This window comes from Actinomyces acetigenes, from assembly GCF_031296635.1.
In the GTDB taxonomy this organism is placed as follows: Bacteria; Actinomycetota; Actinomycetes; order Actinomycetales; family Actinomycetaceae; genus Actinomyces; species Actinomyces acetigenes.
In genome coordinates, this window is the sequence record NZ_JASPFC010000007.1 from 1 (window position 1) to 20,320 (window position 20,320).

The 20,320-nt window shown below is 71.8% G+C and carries 12 protein-coding genes; 2 read left to right on the forward strand and 10 right to left on the reverse strand.

The window, feature by feature from the left end; all coding sequences use genetic code 11:
* The 8 genes from purF to gdhA all read right to left on the reverse strand — a co-directional run.
* The coding region (gene purF / locus RIV14_RS04025; RefSeq protein ID WP_309324936.1) for an amidophosphoribosyltransferase at positions 1-1,573 on the reverse strand (1,573 nt) is incomplete at its 3' end.
* Positions 1,574-1,808: 235 nt separating this feature from the next.
* Positions 1,809-3,482 carry an RNB domain-containing ribonuclease gene (locus RIV14_RS04030; protein ID WP_075373101.1) on the reverse strand — a complete coding sequence of 558 codons (1,674 nt, stop codon included), beginning with the start codon at positions 3,480-3,482 and terminating at the stop codon, positions 1,809-1,811.
* A gap of 373 nt (positions 3,483-3,855) precedes the next feature.
* The gene (locus RIV14_RS04035) at positions 3,856-4,317 is read right to left on the reverse strand and encodes a sterol carrier family protein (RefSeq protein ID WP_075373102.1); all 462 of its coding nucleotides are present in this window, start codon (positions 4,315-4,317) and stop codon (positions 3,856-3,858) included.
* A gap of 153 nt (positions 4,318-4,470) precedes the next feature.
* Positions 4,471-6,651, reverse strand: a complete 2,181-nt coding sequence (locus RIV14_RS04040; RefSeq protein WP_075373103.1) for a PTS fructose transporter subunit IIABC — start codon at positions 6,649-6,651, stop codon at positions 4,471-4,473.
* A gap of 213 nt (positions 6,652-6,864) precedes the next feature.
* On the reverse strand, positions 6,865-7,875 hold the full coding sequence (locus RIV14_RS04045) for a 1-phosphofructokinase family hexose kinase (RefSeq protein ID WP_075373104.1): 1,011 nt from the start codon (positions 7,873-7,875) through the stop codon (positions 6,865-6,867).
* The gene (locus tag RIV14_RS04050) at positions 7,872-8,636 is read right to left on the reverse strand and encodes a DeoR/GlpR family DNA-binding transcription regulator (protein WP_075373154.1); all 765 of its coding nucleotides are present in this window, start codon (positions 8,634-8,636) and stop codon (positions 7,872-7,874) included. Before RIV14_RS04050 ends, RIV14_RS04045 begins: the two co-directional genes overlap by 4 nt.
* Before the next feature lie 499 nt (positions 8,637-9,135).
* Entirely contained in the window at positions 9,136-11,616 is a 2,481-nt protein-coding gene (locus tag RIV14_RS04055) for a bifunctional metallophosphatase/5'-nucleotidase (protein WP_075373105.1), read from the reverse strand.
* Positions 11,617-11,950: 334 nt separating this feature from the next.
* A complete protein-coding gene (gene gdhA / locus RIV14_RS04060; RefSeq protein WP_075373106.1) occupies positions 11,951-13,288 on the reverse strand; it encodes an NADP-specific glutamate dehydrogenase in 1,338 nt (445 codons plus the stop codon).
* 186 nt (positions 13,289-13,474) lie between these two features.
* Here gdhA and RIV14_RS04065 point away from each other — a divergent pair, with 186 nt between their 5' ends.
* Together RIV14_RS04065 and RIV14_RS04070 are read left to right on the forward strand one after the other, a co-directional pair.
* Entirely contained in the window at positions 13,475-14,308 is an 834-nt protein-coding gene (locus tag RIV14_RS04065) for a class I SAM-dependent methyltransferase (protein ID WP_075373107.1), read from the forward strand.
* A gap of 116 nt (positions 14,309-14,424) precedes the next feature.
* On the forward strand, positions 14,425-15,429 hold the full coding sequence (locus RIV14_RS04070) for a hypothetical protein (protein WP_075373108.1): 1,005 nt from the start codon (positions 14,425-14,427) through the stop codon (positions 15,427-15,429).
* 5 nt (positions 15,430-15,434) lie between these two features.
* Here RIV14_RS04070 and RIV14_RS04075 read toward each other — a convergent pair whose 3' ends face one another.
* Entirely contained in the window at positions 15,435-16,172 is a 738-nt protein-coding gene (locus RIV14_RS04075; RefSeq protein ID WP_075373109.1) for a CDP-alcohol phosphatidyltransferase family protein, read from the reverse strand.
* 196 nt (positions 16,173-16,368) lie between these two features.
* Positions 16,369-20,238 carry a WD40 domain-containing protein gene (locus RIV14_RS04080; protein ID WP_075373110.1) on the reverse strand — a complete coding sequence of 1,290 codons (3,870 nt, stop codon included), beginning with the start codon at positions 20,236-20,238 and terminating at the stop codon, positions 16,369-16,371.
* Positions 20,239-20,320 lie beyond the last annotated feature (82 nt).

The following is a 20,320-nucleotide window of genomic DNA, read 5'->3' on the forward strand; positions in this document are numbered from 1 at the left end:
GGCCGCGGTAGGCGGTCGGGACGCGGCGCACCGGGATGGCGGCGGCCGACAGGCTGCGCACCGGCGGCGGGATCGGGTAGTCGCCGGTGAAGCAGGCCATGCACAGCTCGTCGGCCTTCTGGCCGCTGGCGGCCACCATGCCCTCGACGGACAGGAAGCCCAGGGAGTCGGCTCCGATGGACTGACAAATCTCCTCCACGCTCATGCCGGTGGCGATGAGCTCGGCGCGGGTGGCGAAGTCGATGCCGTAGAAGCAGGGCCACATCACCGGTGGGGAGGAGATGCGCACGTGGACCTCGGCGGCGCCGGCCTCGCGCAGCATCCGCACCAGGGCCCGTTGGGTGTTGCCTCGCACGATGGAGTCGTCGACGACAACGAGGCGCTTGCCCTCGATGACCTCGCGCAGGGGGTTGAGCTTGAGTCGGATGCCGAGCTGACGCAGGGTCTGGGTGGGCTGGATGAAGGTGCGCCCCACGTAGGCGTTCTTCACCAGACCCTGCCCGTAGGGGATGCCGGAGGCCTGCGCGTAGCCGATGGCGGCCGGGGTGCCCGACTCGGGCGTGGCAATGACAAGGTCGGCCTCCACCGGGTGCTCGCGGGCCAGGGCGGCGCCCATCTCGTTGCGCGAGGTGATGACGCTGCGTCCGGCGATGCGGGTGTCGGGGCGGGCCAGGTAGACGTACTCGAAGACGCAGCCGGCCCGCCGGGCGATGGCGAAGCGCGAGGAGCGCACGCCGTCCTCGTCGATCTCGATGAGCTCGCCGGGCTCGATCTCGCGCACGAAGGCGGCGCCGATGATGTCCAGGGCGGCGGTCTCGGAGGCCACGGCCCACCCGTTGCCCAGGCGCCCCAGCACCAGGGGGCGCACTCCGTGGGGGTCGCGGGCGGCATAGAGGGTGCGCTCGTCCATGAAGACCAAGGAGAAGGCACCGCGCAGCATGGGCAGGACCCGGTGGGCGGCCTGTCGGACGCTCAAGGGGGCCGGCGCTAAGTAGGCGGCGTCAAGCTCGGCGTCGTCGGTGATGCCGGAGGTGAGGACGTCAGCGGCCGAGTCCCAGCCCTCCAGGGCGCCGTGCTCGGAGACGAGGTTGAGCAGGGCGGCCAGGACGGCGGTGTCGGTGGAGGAACCGCGGCCGAGCTCGCCGCTGAGGTCCTCCCCGGAGGTGGCGCGCACGGCGTCCATGAGCTCGCGGGTGTTGGTGAGGTTGCCGTTGTGGGCCAGGGCGAGGGTGGAGCCGGCCGCCGGGCCGAGCATCGGCTGGGCATTCTCCCAGGTGGTGGCGCCCTGAGTGGCGTAGCGGACGTGGCCGACGGCGATGTGGCCGGTGAGGTTGGACAGGGCCTGGTCGTCGAAGACCTGGGAGACCAGGCCGAGGTCCTTGTAGACGAGGATCTGAGAGCCGTTGGAGGTGGCAATGCCGGCCGACTCCTGGCCACGGTGCTGGAGGGCGTACAGGCCGAAGTAGCTCAGGCGGGAGACGTCCTCGCCGGGGGCCCACACGCCGAAGACGCCGCACTCCTCGCGCGGCGAGGGCTCGAGCTCGTCGCAGTGGTCGTCGGGCAGGGCGCTCAGGCCGGGGGCGACGACGGGCCCTGCGGGAGCCCCGGGAGCCTCGGGGGTCGCCGGATCGGGCGGGCTCTGTCGGCTGGGCCGCCCCAGGGGATCGGAGGAGTCGACCCGCGGTGTGGAGCGGGCGCCGTCGGAATGATCGAAGGTGATCTGCGAGGGGTTCTCACCGGTGCGCACACGCACAGTCTGTCACGCCCGGGCGCCATCTGCCCATTGCGGTCGCCGGAGCCAGCCCGTCTCAGGGGCGCTCCTGGCGCAGGAGCTGAAAGCGGATGCCGGAGGCTGGGTCGGCGGACAGGAGACGGACCCGCACGCGCTCACCCACCGGGAGGCCGCCGTCTAAGGCCCTCTTACCGGCGCGGATCTCGGTGACGACGGCGGGCTCGGCCAGGACGAGCTCGCCGCGGCCGTCGCGCTCGGAGGTGATGACGCCGTCGAAGACCTCACCCTCGTGCCCGCGCAGGACCAGGGCCTCCAGGGCGGTCAGTGCCCCACGGCCGATGGCTCGGGCGCGCCTGCCGGTCTGCTCCATGACGCCGGGCAGGTCGGGCAGCGCCTGGAGGACCCACTCGGGCACAGGCCCCTGGGCGCAGGCAGCGATGCAGACCTCCTCGCCGTAGCGGTCCACGAGTCGGCGCAGCGGGGCGGTGACGTGGGCGTAGCGGGCGGCGATCGCGGAGTGGACGGCCTCCTCGACGTCGGAGGCCTCGTCGTCGGCGGGGACCCCGACCCCTCCCACCCCGAAGGCGAGGTAGCCCGATCCGCGGAAGAGGGACATGGCCTGCTCCATGAAGGCCGCGTGGGCGGGCACGGCATGGTCCAGGCCGCGCACGAGCTCGGGGTAGGGCTGGGAGGCCGACCAGTCGATGCCCAGGGCCGCGGCGACGCGCCGCAGGCGGGCGTAGTCCTCAGGGCGCGCCGGCGGCAGGGTCCGCAGGATGCCGACGCCGCACTCGACCATGATCCGGGCGGCGCACATGCCGGTGAGCAGGGAAATCTGGGCGTTGTACTGCTCGGCCGGCACGGGTACACGGTAGGCGAGCCGGTAGCCGGCGGGGCCGGGCCCCTCGGTGGAGTCCGCGTCCCCTGCTGGCGAGGCCGGCTCCGCCGCCTGTGCTGTCTCTGCCGCTTGTGCCGCCTCACTCACCTCGACGACCTGCTCGGGCGTGGTCATGCTGATGCCACCGCGGGCGGCCTCACGCTCCAGGCGCAGGCGACCGATCTCGGCCAGGAGCTCGGGCAGGTCGGTCGGCACCTGACGGGGCAGGGTGCTCTCCCCGTCGATGGAGGCCTGGACCTGGGCGTAGCTGAGGCGCGCCCGCGAGCGCACGAGGGCCCGCTCGACGCGGGCGGAGACGACCTCGCCGCGCTCGTCGAGGTCAATGGTCCACAGGCAGGCCGGGCGCTCGGCGTCCTGAAGCAGGGAGGCGGCGCCGTGGGAGAGGACCTCGGGGTGCAGGGGTGTGGCGGCGTCGGGGGCGTAGATGGTCTCGCCGCGGCGGCGCAGCTCGGCGTCCAGGGCACCACCGGGGGTGACGAAGGTGGCCAGGGAGGCAATGGCGTAGTGAACTCGGTAAGTGGCCGCCGGCTCGGGGGTGTCCCCGACGTTCCCGGCGGCCGTGCCGGCCTGGTGGGGCTGCGCGGGCAGGCGCTCCAGGAGCACCGCCTGGTCGAGGTCCATGGAGCCGGGCGGGTCGATGGTGACCAGCTCCAGGTCGCGGGCGTCGCGGGCGCCGTCGGCCAGGAGACGGGCGGGGCCGTCCTGGGCCCAGGCGCCGGCGGCGGCCTCCGCCTCGGCGAGGGCCTCGGGTGGGAAGGCGGTGGGGACCTCGTAGTGCGCGCGCAACGCGTCCAAGGTCCGGGCGACCTCGGCGGGCGGGGCGGTGTAGGTGCTCAGGCGCGTGCGACTCATGGGACGAACCTACCGGCGCGGGCCCTCGGCGCAGCAACCAGCAGACGGACGGGGCGGAATCGGCCCGATCTGTCACGTGCGGCGACTTTTAGGACCGAGAGCGCTCCGCAGACAACCAGTCAGAACGCGTTGACGCTGGTCAGGACCTTGCGCCCTGACGCCTGCCCCGACAGGGCGCGTTGAAAAGTCGCCATTTGTGACACTTTCGTCCTCTGTGCGGTTGGCACAACGGTCCGCGACGCCTCAGGACATGGGGGTGTCCCAACGAGTCCGCGGAGCAGCCCCGGTTCGCAGAGCGACAGTCAGAATCGGAGCGGCGGCGCTACGGCGGCACGGCGACGGCCATACCAGCGCCGGTCGGTCCAACAGGCTTTCAGAACTTGACCAGCGGCAGGTAGGCGGACAGGTCGCAGCGCTCGCCGGAGGCGTGCAGGGTGCCGCCGGCCAGGGCGTCCTGCCAGGTGAGTCGGCCGGTGGCCAGGGCCAGCCAGGTGGGGGCGTCGGTCTCGACGACGCTGGGCGGGGTGCCTCGCCGGTGGACGGTGCCGGCGACGGCCTGAGTGACGCCGAAGGGCGGGACTCGCACCTCGACCGAGCGCCCGGGCGCGCAGGCAGCGAGCTCTTCGAGGGTGTAGCGCACGGCGGTGGCGGTCACCCGACGTCGGGCGGCCCGGTCGGTGGGACTGGCGGTGGCAGCGCCACCGGCGGCTCTTGCAGCGCCGGCAGGTCCTTCAGGGGCGTTGGCCGCTCCATCGCCGGACGTGTCCTGCTCCTGGGCCCACTGGCGCAGGGCCTGAGCGCCGGCGGCGGGGTCGATGCGTCGTCTTGCAGCCATGGCGCGAAGCCTATGCCGGACCTCCCCGGGGAGCGTCCTGCGTCAACGGGGACGCCGAGCCTCTCAGACTCGGCCTCTTCGCTCCTCACACGCGTCGTGCGGGGCCCCGCACCTGGCGGGACCCCGCACGACGCGGCGATGAGGCCCGCTCAATCAGGCGGCGGCAGCGGCCTGCACCTCGGCGCCTTCCTTGCCGCCCCCACCGTCGGCGTTGCGACCGAGCCCCTTGAGGACGATGACCAGCGCGGTGGTCACCACCGTCCCGGCCAGGATCGCCAGAAGGAAGCCACCGAAGTTGGTGATGGCGAAGGCAACGAACACGCCGCCGTGGGGCGCGCGGGAACCGACGTGCATCGCCATGGTCATCGCACCGGTCACGGCGCCGCCGGCCATGGTGGCCGGGATGACGCGCAGCGGGTCGGCGGCGGCGAAGGGGATGGCGCCCTCGGAGATGAAGGACAGCCCCAGCAGCCAGGCGCTGCGCCCGTTCTCGATCTCTGCCTTGGTGAACAGTCGCGAGCGCAGGAAGGTCGCGGCCGACATCGCCAGCGGCGGCACCATGCCGGCGGCCATGACAGTGGCCATGATCTCGTAGGGGGCGGTGTTGCTGGCGCTGGCCTCGGACAGGCCCGCGGTGCCGAACAGGTAGGCGGCCTTGTTGACCGGCCCGCCCAGGTCGAAGCACATCATGAGCCCGAGGATGATGCCGAGCAGCACGGCCGACCCGCCCCCGGACATGGAGGTCAGCCCGTCCTTCAGCCCGGTCATGAGGGCGGCCAGGGGCCGCCCGAGGACCAGGTACATGACGGCGCCGACCACCAGCGTGGTGCCCAGCGGGATGACGACCACGGGCATGAGCCCTCGCAGCCAGGCCGGCGCATTGAGCCCGGCAAGCCAGGCCGCGAAGTAGCCCGCGAGGATGCCGCCGACCAGGCCGCCGATGAACCCGGCACCGACCTGAACCGCGACGACCCCCATGACGAACCCGGGCGCGATCCCGGGCCTGCCAGCCAGCCCGAAGGAGATGTAGCCGGCCAGCGCCGGGACGAGGAAGCTCATGGCCGCCTGCCCCAGCAGGAACAGCGTCCACCCGATGTACAGCAGCAGCCCGGACTGGGAGACGGTGATCGTCTCGGTTCCCACGACGTTGCCGGCCGAGTTCTTGATCTCGTGGACGAACTCGTTGCCGGGCAGGTTCCACAGGGAGTAGTCGCTGATAGAGATCTTCTCGTAGAGGTTGGCCACGTCGTACCCGGCCAGGAGGAAGCCCAGGGCGATGAGCAGACCGCCGGCGGCCACGAAGGGGATCATGTAGGACACCCCGGTCATGACCGAGCGCTGCAGGCGCCGGGCCCAGTGCTCGGAGCCCTCCTCGCTCTCCTCGCTGGACCCGCCGCCGGCCGGCACGCGGGCGGCACTGGGGTCGTCGACCGCGGCCAGGGCCTTGTCCACCAGGGAGCCGGCGTCGTTGACGGCGGCCTTGACCCCGACGTCGATGACGGGCTTGCCGGCGAAGCGCTCGCGGCCCTTGACGGGCAGGTCGTGGGCGAAGATGACGGCGCTGGCCCGTTTGATGAGCTCGGGGTCGAGGGCGTCGATCTTGCCCGAGCCCTGGCCCTCGATGGCCACGGTGATGCCGCGATCCTTGCCGGCCTGCTCCAGGGCCTCGGCGGCCATGAAGGTGTGGGCGATGCCGGTGGGGCAGGAGGAGACCCCCACGATAACGGTCTGCCCCTGCGCCGGGGCCGACGACGCCGCAGCCTCCTTGGACCCCACGGCGCCGGACCCTGCGGTCGAGCCCGCGGCGCTTCCGGCCTTACCTGCCTTACCGGCCGCGCCGTCCTCGCTCTCCTGCCCGCCGTCGAGCAGCTCAGGCTGGACCTGCTTGGTGACGATGCGGGTGATCTCCTCGGCGTCGGCGGCCTGGCGCAGGGCATCGGTGAACTCGGTCTGCATGAGTCCGCGGGCGAGCTTGGCCAGGAGCTGAAGGTGGAAGTCGTCGGCGCCGTCAGGGGCGGCAATCATGAAGATGAGGTCGGCGGCCCGTCCGTCGGCGGCCCCGAAGTCGACCGGCTGCGCCAGGCGGGCGAAGCCGAGGCTGGGGGCCAGGACGTGAGAGCTGCGGCAGTGCGGGATGGCGATGCCGCCGGGGATCCCGGTGGGGGCGGTCGACTCGCGCTTCTTGGCGTCGGCGGCCAGGCCGTCGGGGCTGGAGGCCCGGCCCGCGCCGGCCACGGTGGTGGCCAGGAACTCGATGACGTCTTCCTTGCTCGGGCCGGCGTCGGCATCGAGCGCGACCAGCTCGGGGATGATGAGGGGCTTGTTCTCGGTCATGGTCTTCCTTGGTGTCCGAGGTGCCGTCGCCCGGTGGGCTGCGGCGGGTCACAGGTGGTCAAGAGTGGTGGTCAGGTGGCGGATCGGGGGGCGGGTGGTAAACAGTCGGTGGCCGGTCGACGGCGGAGCCGGCTGGGCGGTGGCCGGCCGCCGACAGGCGCCGGGAGGCGGGGCTCACGGGTCTGCGGCCCCAGCGCCCGCGGGCGCCCCGGCTCAGGCGAGCCGGGTGACGACGGCCGACTGCTCGGGCAGGTCGGCGGGTGTGGGCAGGGTGGTTCCGGGCAGGGAGGCGGCGGCCGAGCCGTAGGCCATGGCGGTGCGCAGGCGCTCGGCCTCGTCGCCGCCGTTGACGTCGGCCAGGATGTAGCCGGCCACTGAGGAGTCCCCGGCGCCGACGGTGGAGACCACCGGGACCTTGGGGGCGGTGGCGTGCCAGGCACCGTCGGCGGTCACCAGGACGGCGCCGGCGGGGCCGAGGGTCACCATGACGGCGCCGATCCCCAGGCCCACCAGGAGGCGGGCGGCGTCGACGACGGGGCCGTAGTCCCCCTGGACGGCGCCCTCCTCGAGGGCCATGGCGCGCTCGGCGGGCAGGCCGGCGAGCTGGCCGAGCTCCTCACCGTTGGGCTTGATGAGGTCGGGGGCCGATCCGGGCAGCTCGGCAGCCAGGGCCGCCAGGGGCTCGTCGGAGGTGTCGACGGCGATGCGCAGCCCCGGGGCGACCTCCCGCAGGAGCCCCACGAGGCGGGCGTACCACCTGGCCGGCGCGCCCGGCGGCAGGGAGCCGGACAGGACCGCCCAGTGGTGGGGGGAGGTTCCGGACGACGCCCCCGTGAGGGTGAGGGTCTCCAGGAGGGCGTGCTCGACGGCGTCGATCTCCTCCTGGCTCAGGCCCGCGCCCAGCTCGTTGAGCTTGGTGGTGGTGCCGTCGGGCTCGGTGACGGCGGTGTTGATGCGGGCGGGTCCGGCCACGGGCACGGATCGCACGGTGAGGCCGGGCAGTTCGAGGGCGCCCAGGGCGACGAGGATGGGGTCGTGCTCGGCGGCGGGAAGGACGGCGGTGGCGGCGCGCCCGGCATTGGACAGGACGCGGGCGACGTTGACGCCCTTGCCTCCCGGTTCCATGACGACGCCGGTCAGGCGCTGGACGGCGCCGCGCTGGAGGGGCCCGGGCAGGGAGACGGTGCGGTCGAGGGACGGGTTGGGTGTGAGGGTCAGGATCATGCGACAAGTACCTCGGTTTCGGTGGTGGTGAGCTGGTCGATGAGTGCGGGTGGGAGCTCGACGTCGGTGACCAGGAGGTCGATGTCGTCGAGGGAGGCGAAGGAGACCAGGTGCTCCTGGCCGATCTTGGTGGAGTCGACCAGGGCCACCACCAGGCGGGCACTGCGCACCATGGCGCGTTTGACGGTGGCCTCGTCAGGGTCGGGCGTGGACAGCCCGTGGGCTGCGCTCAGGCCGTTGGCACCCAGGATGGCGACGTCGACCCTCAGGGTGGACAGGGCCTCGACAGCCTCGGGGCCGACGGCGGCCTGGGTCAGTCCTCGCAGCTGGCCGCCGAGGATCCGCACCCGGGTGCGTCCGGCGCCGGCCAGCCAGGCGGCGGTCAGGACGGAGTTGGTGATGACGGTCAGGTCGCTGTCGCCCGGCAGGAGGCGGGCGAGCGACCCGGTGGTGGTTCCGGCGTCGATGAGGAGGGTGATGCCGGGCCCCGGTGCGAGCCGCGCCAGGGCGGCGCGGGCGATGGCCTGCTTGGCGGCGGGATTGACCTGCTCGCGCTGGGTCACGCCGGTCTCCGGCAGGGCGGGGGCGGGAATGGCACCGCCGTGGACCTTGCGCAGGGCGCCGCTGCGGTCCAGGGCGGTCAAGTCGCGGCGGATCGTCTCAGGGGTGACGTCGAAGTGCTCGGCGAGCTCGGTGACAAGAACCCGCCCTGCACCGCGCACCTGCTCCACGATCTGGCGGTGCCTGTCCTTGATGCGCATGTTCACCCCCTGGAAGGTCCGTGCCGTCAGCCCAGTACGCCCGTTCGGGCATCCACTCAACTCTGAATGTCTGAACAGACATGAGAGTATGTCTGTTCGAACATTCATGTCTACCCCTGAGTGACTTACAATACATTTCATAGGTTGTTTTGAGAACAGGGACCGCCCAACGGGCGCCGTCGCACCGTCGAGGACGTACTTCTGCGACCAGGACTGCGTTCTCCGACAAACGACTGCGGGCGCAACCCAGTGGCCTGTAGGACAACGCAGTCCTCGAACGGGAAGTACGTCCTCGACGCGAACCGCAGTCCCCACTACCCCCGGACCACCTGCCCCCGGACCACCCGAACCATCCCCGGTGGAGCCCCGCCATCGCCGACCCCCATCAGACAGGACTTGTGCCCGCCTCCCCCGGTGGAGGGTGACGGGCACGAGTCTCGATCCGCGCATCGCTGGGTCAGCCTGGGTCAGCCTGGCACACAGCCTGCGTCAGCCGGCGTCAGTCGACCTGCCGTCTGCGGCGCAGGATGAGGTAGCCGCCGACGACGAGCAGGGCGAGGGCGAGCACCCCTGCGCTGAGCGAGGCGCCGGTGCGGGACAGAGGACTATCACTCGCCGTCTTGGCCGGGTGGTCGGGTTCGGCCGCCCGGCCGGGCGCCCCGGACGCGACCGGGGTGGCGTTGGCTGCGGGCTGCGCACTGCTGCGGGCGGACGACTCGGTGCCGCCACCCACGGAGGGCTCATCAGCGGCGCGGCCGCCCTGCGGGGTTGACGCCGCCGTGCCGTCAGCACGATCCGCCGTGCCGCCGGCCCCGTCCGCAGTACCGTCAGCCCCCTTTGCCGTCTTGTCACCCGGGTCCGCTCCGCCACCTGCTCCATCACCGGCCTCAGCACCGGGGCCGGCCGCATCCTCATCCTCGATCTCGACCGAGAAACGGTTGAGAACCGTGCCTGCGGAGTCGAGGGTCTCGACGGAGGCCCAGCGGCAGGTGGCGGCCTGGACCGTGCGGCAGGCGCGCGTGGGGGCGTCGGTCGGGAAGGTGAGGTTGAAGTCGACCCGCCCGGTGGTCGGGCCGGTGGGGTCGACGGTGAGGTCGAGGTCCTTGGTCAGGAGCTCCTTATCCCCCGCGCGCACGCGCACGCGCCGGGCGCCGGCTGCCTGCTCGGTGGCGTTGGTGTAGGCCAGGGAGTCCAGGGTCACGGAGACCGTGTCAGTGCTGCGCGCGCCGCCTGAGCTGATGTACACCGGCCCCACGGTCATCGCGGTCTGCCGCTTGGAGTAGCCGGCCTTGACGGGCTGGTCGCCGAAGGAGGCCAGGTAGGCGGAGGTGACGTCGCGGTCGAGGACACCGGTGTTGGTCACGGGCTTGTCCTTCAGGACGGTGTAGCCGTCGCCTCCCGCCAGCAGGAAGGCGTTGGAGGCGACGACGACGCTGTCGCCGTCGGCCAGCGGCTTGCCGTCGACGAGGATCTCGCGGATCGCGGGGGCGGCTGCGGCCTCACCCCCGTATGCGGGGGCGGTGGTGGCCTCGGTGAGGACGTCGACGTTGCTGGACAGCCCCAGGGTGAGCACGGGACGGCTGGAGCCGGGTTGCCACTGCTGGGACAGCAGAGTCTTGAGCTCGGCGCCGGTGAGGGTCGTGTAGGCCATCTCGTTGCCGAAGGGCTGGACGGTGTAGGCCTCCCCCGAGGTCAGGACGCCATCGCCTTCCGAGCCGGAGGCGGCGTAGAGCAGGTCGGCGCGCACGCCGCCGGGGTTCATGATGCCCACGTAGCGGGTGGCGCCGGTCGGCTGGATGTCGGTGACGAGCCAGCTGCGGAAGGACTCGGCGATGAGGTTGGAGGCGGTGGACTCAGTGCCTCGGTTGGCGCCGGGGCCGGAGCCGTCCGAGCCACGCAGGAAGTCCGAGCCGATCCTGGCCAGTGGCTTGCCGCCCTCGACGGCGGAGTCCTTCTCCGCCTGGGACACGATTCCGGCGACGCCGTAGGCGTCGGTGGTGCAGCTCGAGCTGCGCAGGTCCTCGTTGTCGGCGCTGACCACTGAGGTCTTCCGGCTGGCGGGGTCATAGCTGAGGCGGATGCGGCCCAGCGCCCAGCCGTAGTGGTCGGCCTGGACGACGGCGATCGGGTTGCCCTCGGCGCCGGTGACGGTCTTGGCGAAGGGCACGTGGGTGTGTCCGGAGAAGACGGCGTCGACGTTCTTGGAGAAGCTCGTGGCCGTGGAGGCCGCGTCCTCATGACTGAGCACGACGACGACGTCGGCCTCACCGTTGGCGGGATCGCCGTCCTTGAGCTCGGCGGCACGGGTGTTGGCGGCGGCGACCGCGGGGCTCAGGGTGAGGGTGGACAGGGCTGAGGGTGACACGAGGGTGGGAAGCTCATCGGTGACGACGCCGACGAAGCCGACGCGCACACCGCCGACCTCCTTGATGAAGACCCCGTTGCCGCCGCCCTCGGCGCTCAGGGGAGCTGAGCCGGAGACGTTGGCAGCCAGGATCGGGAAGCTCGAGGCGGGCAGGATGCGCGTCTCCAGGTCGGTCAGGCCCTGGTCGAGCTCGTGGTTGCCCAGGGCGGAGGCATCCAGGGACATCGCGTTGAGCGCCTCCATGGTGGGGCGGTCCTGGAGGATGGAGGAGACGTAGGCCGATCCGCCTACGGAGTCTCCGGCGGAGACGAACAGCGTGTTGGGGTTGGCGGCGCGGGCGGCGGAGACCTCGCAGGCCAGCGTGACGGCACCGGGGTCCTCGACGGATGTCTGTCCGGTGCTGCGGTCCGTCTGAGTGGTCCGGGAGATGTGGCCGTGCAGGTCGGTGATGCCCAGCAGGTCGATGGTGGTGGTGCCGGCGGCCGGAGCGTCGGCCGGGGTGGCCGGTTCCTCAGCACTGGCGGGTGGGCTGAGCGGGAAGGGACTAAGGGCTGTCAGCGTCAGCGCGCACATGACGGCGCCGACCCTGACCGCCCACGTGGGGTGCAGTCGCATGTCGTTCCTTGTCAGGCGGAGGGATGGTGACGCGGGAGAAGACGAGGAGAGGAACATACGCAACCGTATGCCTCATGCGACACAGGGAACTCTTTTTCACGGCACTTACTGACGTTCATCAGACAGCGCTCGTGCCCGCCTCCCCCGGGTGCCCGTCAGCGCCGTCGGGACGTGCCTCCACAGCGGGAGCGCGGCGAGGAACGAGCCACGTGGATGGTTGCCAAGAGCGCCGATCCCGCACGCTCCCTCCCACGGCACGACGACGGCGTCCGCCACCTCGGGGAAGAGGCGGCGGACGCCGTCGCTGTGGGCGCGAGCCCGGATCAGCCAGGCATCAGACGATGCCGTGGGCGATCATGACGTCGGCAACGCGGGTGAAACCGGCCGCGTTGGCGCCGAGCACGTAGTCACCGGGGCGGCCGTACTCCTCGGCCGCCGCGACGCAGGAGTCGTGGATGTCGGTCATGATGCCGGTCAACTTGGCCTCGGCGGTGGCGAAGTCCCAGCGGGTGCGGCCGGCGTTCTGCTCCATCTCGAGGGCGGAGGTCGCCACGCCACCGGCGTTGGCGGCCTTACCGGGGGCGAAGAGGATGCCGGCCTTCTGGAAGGCCTCGACGGCCTCGGGGGTGGAGGGCATGTTGGCGCCCTCGGAGACCACGCCGCAGCCGCCCCGCAGCAGGGTGACCGCCGCGTCGCCGTCGAGCTCGTTCTGGGTGGCGCAGGGCAGGGCGACGTCGCCGGGGACGTCCCACACGGAGCCGCCGGTCACGAGGCGGGCACCGGGGCGACGCTCGACGTAGTCGGCCACGCGACCGCGCTCGACCTCCTTGACCTGCTTGAGCAGCTCGAGGTCCACCCCGGCCTCGTCGACGACGTAGCCGGAGGAGTCGGAGAAGGTGATGGGGGTGGCGCCGAGCTGCTGGGCCTTCTCGATGGCGTAGATCGCCACGTTTCCGGCACCGGAGACGAGAACCTTCTTGCCCTCGAGGGACTCGCCCTTGGTGGCGAGCATGGACTGGGCGAAGAGCACAGTGCCGTAACCGGTGGCCTCGGTGCGCACGAGGGAGCCGCCCCAGGCCAGGCCCTTACCGGTGAGGACGCCGGCGTCATAGGAGTTCCGCAGGCGCTTGTACTGGCCGAACAGGTAGCCGATCTCGCGGCCGCCCACGCCGATGTCGCCGGCGGGCACGTCAGTGGAGGGGCCGATGTGGCGGGCCAGCTCAGTCATGAAGGACTGGCAGAAGCGCATGACCTCGGCGTCGGAGCGTCCGTGCGGGTCGAAGTCGGAGCCGCCCTTGCCGCCGCCGATGCCCTGGGCGGTCAGGGCGTTCTTGAAGATCTGCTCGAAGCCGAGGAACTTGATGATGCCTGCGTTGACCGAGGGGTGGAAGCGCAGGCCGCCCTTGTAGGGGCCCAGCGCCGAGTTGAACTCGATGCGGAAGCCGCGGTTGACGTGGACCTGGCCGGCATCGTCGACCCACGGGACCCGGAACATGATCTGGCGCTCGGGCTCGACGATGCGCTCCAGGAGGGCGCCCTCGGCGTAGTGGGGGTGCTTGGCGATGACGGGACCGAGTGACTCCAGCACCTCGTGGACGGCCTGGTGGAACTCGACCTCTCCACGGTTGCGAGCCACAACCTGCTCATAGACCTTCTCGACAACGTCCTGCATGGGGGACTCCTTCGCCTTGCGGATTAGCTCAGCACCTGGCTGGTCGCCGCGGCGCCGCGAGAAGACTTCCACCGTGACGTTCACTGAGACGAAACATCTCGCGATCCGGAGGAAACATAGCCGTCGCAAAGGCCGCATTCCGGACGTTCACGCAACACAGATCACATTCCTGGATGATCTGGAGGTGTGAAGAGTGAACAGCTTCCAGACGGTTCAGTCGGGACGGCCCGCTATACCCACGGCCACAGTGCGGCGGTGCTCAGCGCGCACTCGCGGCGCCGCGCGGCGGACTCGGCCGCCTACCTGCTTGCCCACCTGAGTGCGGGAATGGACCTGCTCGACGTCGGCTGCGGGCCGGCGTCCATCACCGCGGATCTCGCTGAGCGCGTCGCCCCGGGGCGGGTCGTCGCCCTGGATGCCGCGTCCGATGCCCTGCAGGCGGCTCGGGCGACGCTGAGCGAACGGGGCCTGTCCGAGCAGGTGGAGCTGACCTGCGGTGACGTCATGGCCTTGCCCTTCGAGGACGCCTCCTTCGATGTCGTCCACGCCCACCAGGTCCTTCAGCACCTCGCGGACCCGGTGGGGGCCCTGGCCGAGATGCGCCGTCTCACCCGCCCCGGCGGCATGGTGGCCGTGCGCGACGCCGTCTACTCCGCCATGACCTGGTTCCCCGAGCCTGCGGGCATGGAGCAGTGGCGCTCGGTCTACATGGCCACCGCCCGGGCCAACGGCGGCGAACCCGATGCCGGCAGCCGGCTGCTGTCCTGGGCCCGGGCGGCGGGCTTCACCGACGTGACGGCCTCGGCCTCCACCTGGTGCTACACCACGCCCGCCGACCGCACCTGGCAGTCGCAGACCTGGGCGCAGCGGTGCCTGACCTCCTTCGGGCCGCGGGCCGTCGAGCTGGGGCTGGCGGACAGGGCCGACCTGGAGGCGATGGCCCAGGCGTGGCGGCAGTGGGGCGCCAGCGAGGACGCCTGGTTCGTCGTCGTGCACGGCGAGGTCCTGGCCCGCGTCTGACGGCGGGCACACGGGATCGCCCGGCGCCGTGAGCCGTCGCTCCGGCCGGTGAGGAGTGACCCGTATTGACTCCCAGGCCGCACACAACGGGCACCCACTCCTCTAGGCTCATTCCAATGCCCGAACACACCCCCGCTCCCCGCTCCTCCGTGACGAACGTGATGGCTCTGCGATCCGTCACGGAGCTTCCCGTCACCCGGCGCCATGTCCTGGACCCCGAGATCCTGCGGACGGTGGCGGCCGTCGATCGGGTTGGTGATCTGACGCGCTTCAACGTCGCCGAGGTGCCCGAGCTGGCCCAGATCTCCGCACCCGAGGAGCTTCTGGCGCCCGACGAGCGCGGCTGGGCCCTGGGGCACGCCCTGTCCCTGGCCGTGGAGCACGGGCAGCGCCTGTGGCTGAGCGAGGTTCCTAAGGGGCGTGTGGGGCTGCTGCGGACCATCCTGGGCGAGCACCTCGTCCACGTTGCCTCTCCGGATGCGCCCGAGGCCGTCGAAGCCCCTCAGAGAGACGGGGGCGAGGGAACCGGTGAGGGCAGCGTCGTCGTCGCCGTGAGCCCACGCCGCCTTCTGGACGAGTGGGCCACCGGGACACCCGAGCAGATCCGCTACCTGCGCACCGTCCTGGAGGGGACGGACCCGCTGCGCGTCTCGCGGCACACCCTGGCCGCCCTGCAGGAGGCGAAGGTCGATCTCGTGCCGCGTGCCGGTATCGTCCGGTTGTTGCACAACCCCCGCTTCCTGGCCTACGCGACGGTGTTCATCTACTCCTCGCTGCGGGCGCTTCCGGCCGTCTACGCCCCCGGCTTCCACGGCAACCCCTGGGTGCTGTGGGCCATCGATATCCTCACCGCGGTGCCCTATACCTGGGGGATCATCGCCATGGTGGCAGGCAAGCGACGCCGCATCCGCTTCGCCGGGTTCCTCGTCACCCTCATCACCTTCGTGGCACCCTACGTGTACTTCTTCCTGTCGGGCGCCCACGGGGACGGCCCCGGCTACCCGCAGTGGGTCATCATGGTGGTCATCGGCCTGGTGCTGGCCACCTTCCTGCTGGAGGGCGGCCGCTGGCTGCGTGACGTAATCGTCGCCCGGGGGCTGCGCACCCCGGGGGGCGGCTAGTCGGCCTACGCCGCCGACGCCGTCGTTTCCGCCCCGCGGATCGAGCGCAGCACCCCGGCGAGCAGGAACCACCCGCCGGAGACGATGAGGACGACGACCAGGCTGAGCGGACGGTAGGGGTAGACCGCCACCAGCCAGCAGGTGGCCAGGAACCACACCGCCACCGCACCGATGTTGAGGGCGCGGAAGCGCTTGACGCGGGCCGGGTGCGCGTAGTGCGTGGGCACCAGGGTCAGCACCACGAAGATAAGGGTGACGATGATGTTGAAGACCGCCGGGGTCTGGAGCACGTAGAACATGAGGGCCACGATGTTCCAGGCGGCCGGGAAGCCCACGAAGTAGTAGTCGGTGGACTTCCACTGCTTGTTGGCGTAGCAGAACATTGACGAGCTCAGGACGAGGGCCATGAGCAGTCCCGCCACCGGCCTGGGGCCCATCGGCAGGGCCACGTACATGAAGACCGCCGGGATGAAGGTCCAGGTGAGGTAGTCGACGACGATGTCCACGATGCCGCCGTCGAACCAGGGGATGATCTCGGAGACCCGGGCGCGCCGGGCCAGGGTGCCGTCAACACCGTCGACGACGAGGGCGACGAGTAGCCAGACCCACATCCACGTGTACTCCCGGTGGGGGTTGATGGTGGTGAGCATGGCCAGGCTGGCCCACACCAGTCCCGACATGGTCAAGATGTGCACTGCCCAGGCGGCGACACGGGCCCGTGCCGGGTACTGCGCCGTCGACACAGACGCCCCCTCTCGGTGGATAACACTGACGGCGGGCAGTCTATGCGGTTCACAGCCCCGGCACATATCCGTCGGCGCCGCTCCTAAGCGATCCCCGTCTCCCCCGTACCGCCCGAGAACCGTGTGCGCCCCCGTACCTGCCGGTTCGGGGGCGCACTCAAGCTGCCGGGCGCTGGGGAGACGCTCGGGAGATGACTCACATACTCACGTTGCGGAAGTCGAAGGGGTAGATCCCCATGGGGTTCCAGTGGGCGATGAGGCGCGCACCGCAGGCCCGATCGTGGGCCCACAGCTCGGAGCTGATGACGACGCCGCCGCCCTCCAGCTCGCTGAGGTCCAGGCGGTGGTGGCCGTCGACGTACTCGTCGGCCTGTTCGACAGGGTAGAGGGTCAGGTCTGAAACGGGGCTCGACAGGCCCGCCAGCTGCTCATCGAGGCCGGCCAGGTCGTTGCCGGCGATGCCGTAGCGGCTCGCCAGCTCGTTGACGTCACGGCGCGCGATGGCGGCGACGAACTCCTGGACCTCGGTGTAGATCCGCTGACGCAGGTCCTCGCTGCCCCAAGGCGCCGGGGCCGGCTCGCTCGGCTCGGCGGGCTCGGCCGGCTCCTCCTCGGCGCTCGGCCGGCCCTCGGCGGCGGCCTCGGCATCCGTGGCCTGCGAGGCCTCAGCCTCCGCGGGCGCGGGCGACCTCTCCGGGTTCTCTTGTGCCTGCGGGGGCTCGACGGGGGCGTGCTCGGTTGGGGTCTCCTGGGCCGCGTGGTTCTCGGGCTCGCCCTCGGGCGTTGAGGTGGTCGGCGCGGAGGCGGCCTCAGCACCGGAGGACGGCGGCACCTCAGGCACTGGCGCATCGGCGGCGTCGGGGACATCCACCGGGCCGGCGGCACGCGCCGTCTCGGCGGTATCGGCGACGGGGGGCACCGTCGCCTCGACGGAGGCAGCGGCCTCGGGGGCCTCCTCGGAGAGGTCGAGGGTGGCCTCATGGCCCTCGTGACCGGCGGCGTCGGCCGGGGTGAGGGGAAGCGCGAGCTGGTCCGGGGCGACGGTCTCACCCGTGGGTGCGGCCACGGGCTCGCCACCGGCATGCTCGACGGCGGGGATCGCCACCGGCTCATAAGCGGACTCGGCCGTCCCGGAGGACTGGGCCACCTGGGTCGGCGAAGCCGGCTCCGACTCGGCGGGAACGGCTGCTTCAGCGGCGTCCTCAGCGGCCTGCTCCGGGGCGGCGTCGGCCGGGGTCTGAGCAGTGGCGGCGGCGTGCCGGGCCCGGCGCGCGGTGCGGACGAGCTCCGCCTCGGGAGCCGGGACGGCGAGCTCGTCGGCACCGGCCTCGGCGTCGGCCTCCTCACCGGTCTCTGCGGGGCTCGGCGCAGGCTGCGCCTGCAGCTCCTCCTCGGGAACGGCTGGGGCATGCGGCATCTCAACCATCGCGGGCTGCGCCTCGGCCGGCGGGCGCACCTCACCGTCCACAAGGCCCTGCTCCACGGGGAAGGGCTGGACGAGAAGGGTCTCCCCCGTCGGCGCGGCGACCGGCTCGGTCTCGGCCGGCGTGTGGTCGGTCACCGCCGCGTGCCGAGCCTGGTGAGCGACGGCCGGGTCCTCCGCCTCGGGGGTGGGGACCGGCGCGGGGCTCTCAGTCTTCTCCGGCTCCTCGGCCGGGGCGGAGACGGACTCCTCGACCTGCGGGGCCTGCGTCTCGGCGGGGGCCTCCTCGGTGAGGGGATCACTGGCAGGGGCCGACGACTCCTGGGCCTGGGCAGGGGCGTCCTCAGGGGACTGGGAACCGGCGGGCTGCTCGGCCTCAGCAGCGGACTCAGCCGCTTGCTGTGCGGGCACAGCGAAGACCGAGGGGACTTCGGCGTACTCGCCGAGTGCGTCGGCCTCCGGTGCCTTCCCCGTCTCGGAGGGCTCACTGGCCTCAGGGGCCTGAGGCGCCTGGTGGGCCTCGGCCGGGACCTGCGTCGTCGGGCCCTCGTCAGTGGCCTCCGCCGGGGACGGCTCCGCGACGGCCTCGGGCAGCGGGTCGGAGTTGAGGTACTGGCGCCGTTCCACGCCTACACGGGTGAGCTGGCCGGCGAGGATCTCGGGGCGGCCGAGGTAGTCCCAGACCTCCCCGGGGCCCGAGCGCAGGCTCAGGGAGGGGGCGTCGAGGATGGCGACCCCGCCGTCGGGCAGGAAGCACAGGAACAGCCCGGTCATCTCACCGGTGGTGGCGTCCCACAGGCGCACGGTGCCGTCCTCGGAGCCGGTGAGGATCCGGGTTCCGTCGGGGCTCCACTGCGCGTCGGTGACGCCGAAACGGTGGCCGGCCAGGGACAGCACGATCTTGCCGGAGACCTCGTCCCACACGCGCACGACGCCGTCGTCGAAGCCGGCCAGCACCTTGGTGCCGTCGGGGCTCCAGGCGTAGGAGCGGACCATGGCGGCGTCGTCGCGCAGCGTCACGAGCTCGCCGGAGGTGATGACGTCCCAGACGTGGGCGGCGCCGTCGGCGCTGCCGGTGACGACGCGAGGGCCTCCTTGCGTCCACACGACGTCGCGCACCCAGTTGCCGGTGTAGGTGTGGATGACCTCGCCGGTGGTGGCGTCCCAGATGCGGGCCGTCCCGTCCTGGGAGCCGGTCAGGACGCGCTGGCCGTTGGGGCTCCAGGCGACCGAGGTGATCATGTCACTGTGGCCCTCGAGGGTCAGGAGGCGCTCGCCGCGGGCGGCGTCCCAGATCGCGGCGCGGTCGTCCCCCAGTCCGGTGAGGATGCGCTCGCCGTCCGGGCTCCAGGCGATGTCGTTGACGTCGTCCTCCCCGGCGGTCAGGGCCTGGACGACGTCGCCGGTGGAGGCGTCCAGGATGAGAACGCGCGGCGAGAGGTAGGAGGAGGTGGCCAGGCGGGTGCCGTCCGGGCTCCAAACGACCTCGCTCAGCTCGCGGGCGCCGTTGTCCACCGTGAGACGCGGCTCGCCGGTGGTGGCGTCCCAGACGCGGTTGCCGCCGATCTTGGCGCCGATGCTGAGCCTGGTGCCGTCGGGGCTCCAGGAGACGGTCTCCACGGAGTTGCCGGCCCCCAGGACGAGCTGGGTCTGGCCGGTGGTGGCGTCCCAGACGCGCACGGTGTCATCGTGCGAGCCGGTGGCCACGCGGCGCGAGTCCGGGCTCCAGGCCAGGGCGCAGGCCCACTGGTTGTGGCCGCTCAGGCTGAGCAGCTCCTCGCCGGTGGTGGCGTCCCAGATGTGGGCGGTGGTGCCGGAGATGTCGTCGGTGATGATGCGGCTGCCGTCGGGGCTCCAGGAGACGACGCTGACCCAGCGGCGTTCGCGACCGTGGAGGCTGAGGACCTCCTCGCCGGTGGCGGCGTCCCAGACCCGGGGCTCGGCCGAGTCGAAGGCGGTGATGATGCGGCGCGAGTCCGGGCTCCATGACAGGCTGGTCATCGGCTCGATCGGGCCGACGTGGGTCGGCCTGCCGTCGGGCCCCATGGTGGCGCCGCGCCCCACGAAGGCCATGGGGCCCACACGCAGCAGCTCGGTGCCGGTGGTGACGTCCCAGACCCGGGCGGTGCCGTCGTCGGAGGCGGTGGCCACGCGGGTCCCGTCCGGGCTCCACGACACCGCGGTGAGGTGCTCGGTGTGCCCCGACAACGTGCGCACCACCTGACCGCTGGAGGCGTCCCAGATGCGGGCCGAGGCGTCGTCGAAGCTGGTGAGGATGCGGGTGGAGTCAGGGCTCCAGGCCACCGCCCCACCGACACCGGAGCCGCCGACCCCCAGGGTCAGCAGGTCGGCGCCGGTGGTCGCGTCCCAGACGCGGACGCTGTGGTCCTCCGCAGCAGTGAGGAGCCGCGTGCCATCGGGGCTCCAGGCCACGGCGCTGATGGACAGGCTGGGGCCGGCCAGCGCGAACAGCTCGGTACCGCGGTTCGCGTCCCAGACCCGGGCCGTGCCGTCGTGCGATCCGGACAGGAGCCGCGTGCCGTCCGGGCTCCAGGCCACGCCCCACAGCGCGTCGAAGTGGCCGGCATACAGTGACACCTCACGAGGGTCGATCGTCGCCGAGGTCTCTGAAGGCACAGTCATGGTTGAAGTCTAGAGATCTCTGCGAGGTATCTGCGGCATCTTGAGCCGATTGCGAGCAGTTACCTGAGTGATATCTGGCAAA

What these genes read in the sequence shown, in the direction of transcription:
- RIV14_RS04055 (WP_075373105.1), bottom strand. Translation starts at nt 11,616, where the DNA reads ATGCGACTGCACCCCACGTGGGCGGTCAGGGTCGGCGCCGTCATGTGC.
- gdhA (WP_075373106.1), bottom strand. Translation starts at nt 13,288, where the DNA reads ATGCAGGACGTTGTCGAGAAGGTCTATGAGCAGGTTGTGGCTCGCAAC.
- RIV14_RS04070 (WP_075373108.1), top strand. Translation starts at nt 14,425, where the DNA reads ATGCCCGAACACACCCCCGCTCCCCGCTCCTCCGTGACGAACGTGATG.
- RIV14_RS04040 (WP_075373103.1), bottom strand. Translation starts at nt 6,651, where the DNA reads ATGACCGAGAACAAGCCCCTCATCATCCCCGAGCTGGTCGCGCTCGAT.
- RIV14_RS04030 (WP_075373101.1), bottom strand. Translation starts at nt 3,482, where the DNA reads ATGAGTCGCACGCGCCTGAGCACCTACACCGCCCCGCCCGCCGAGGTC.
- RIV14_RS04035 (WP_075373102.1), bottom strand. Translation starts at nt 4,317, where the DNA reads ATGGCTGCAAGACGACGCATCGACCCCGCCGCCGGCGCTCAGGCCCTG.
- RIV14_RS04045 (WP_075373104.1), bottom strand. Translation starts at nt 7,875, where the DNA reads ATGATCCTGACCCTCACACCCAACCCGTCCCTCGACCGCACCGTCTCC.
- RIV14_RS04050 (WP_075373154.1), bottom strand. Translation starts at nt 8,636, where the DNA reads ATGCGCATCAAGGACAGGCACCGCCAGATCGTGGAGCAGGTGCGCGGT.
- RIV14_RS04080 (WP_075373110.1), bottom strand. Translation starts at nt 20,238, where the DNA reads ATGACTGTGCCTTCAGAGACCTCGGCGACGATCGACCCTCGTGAGGTG.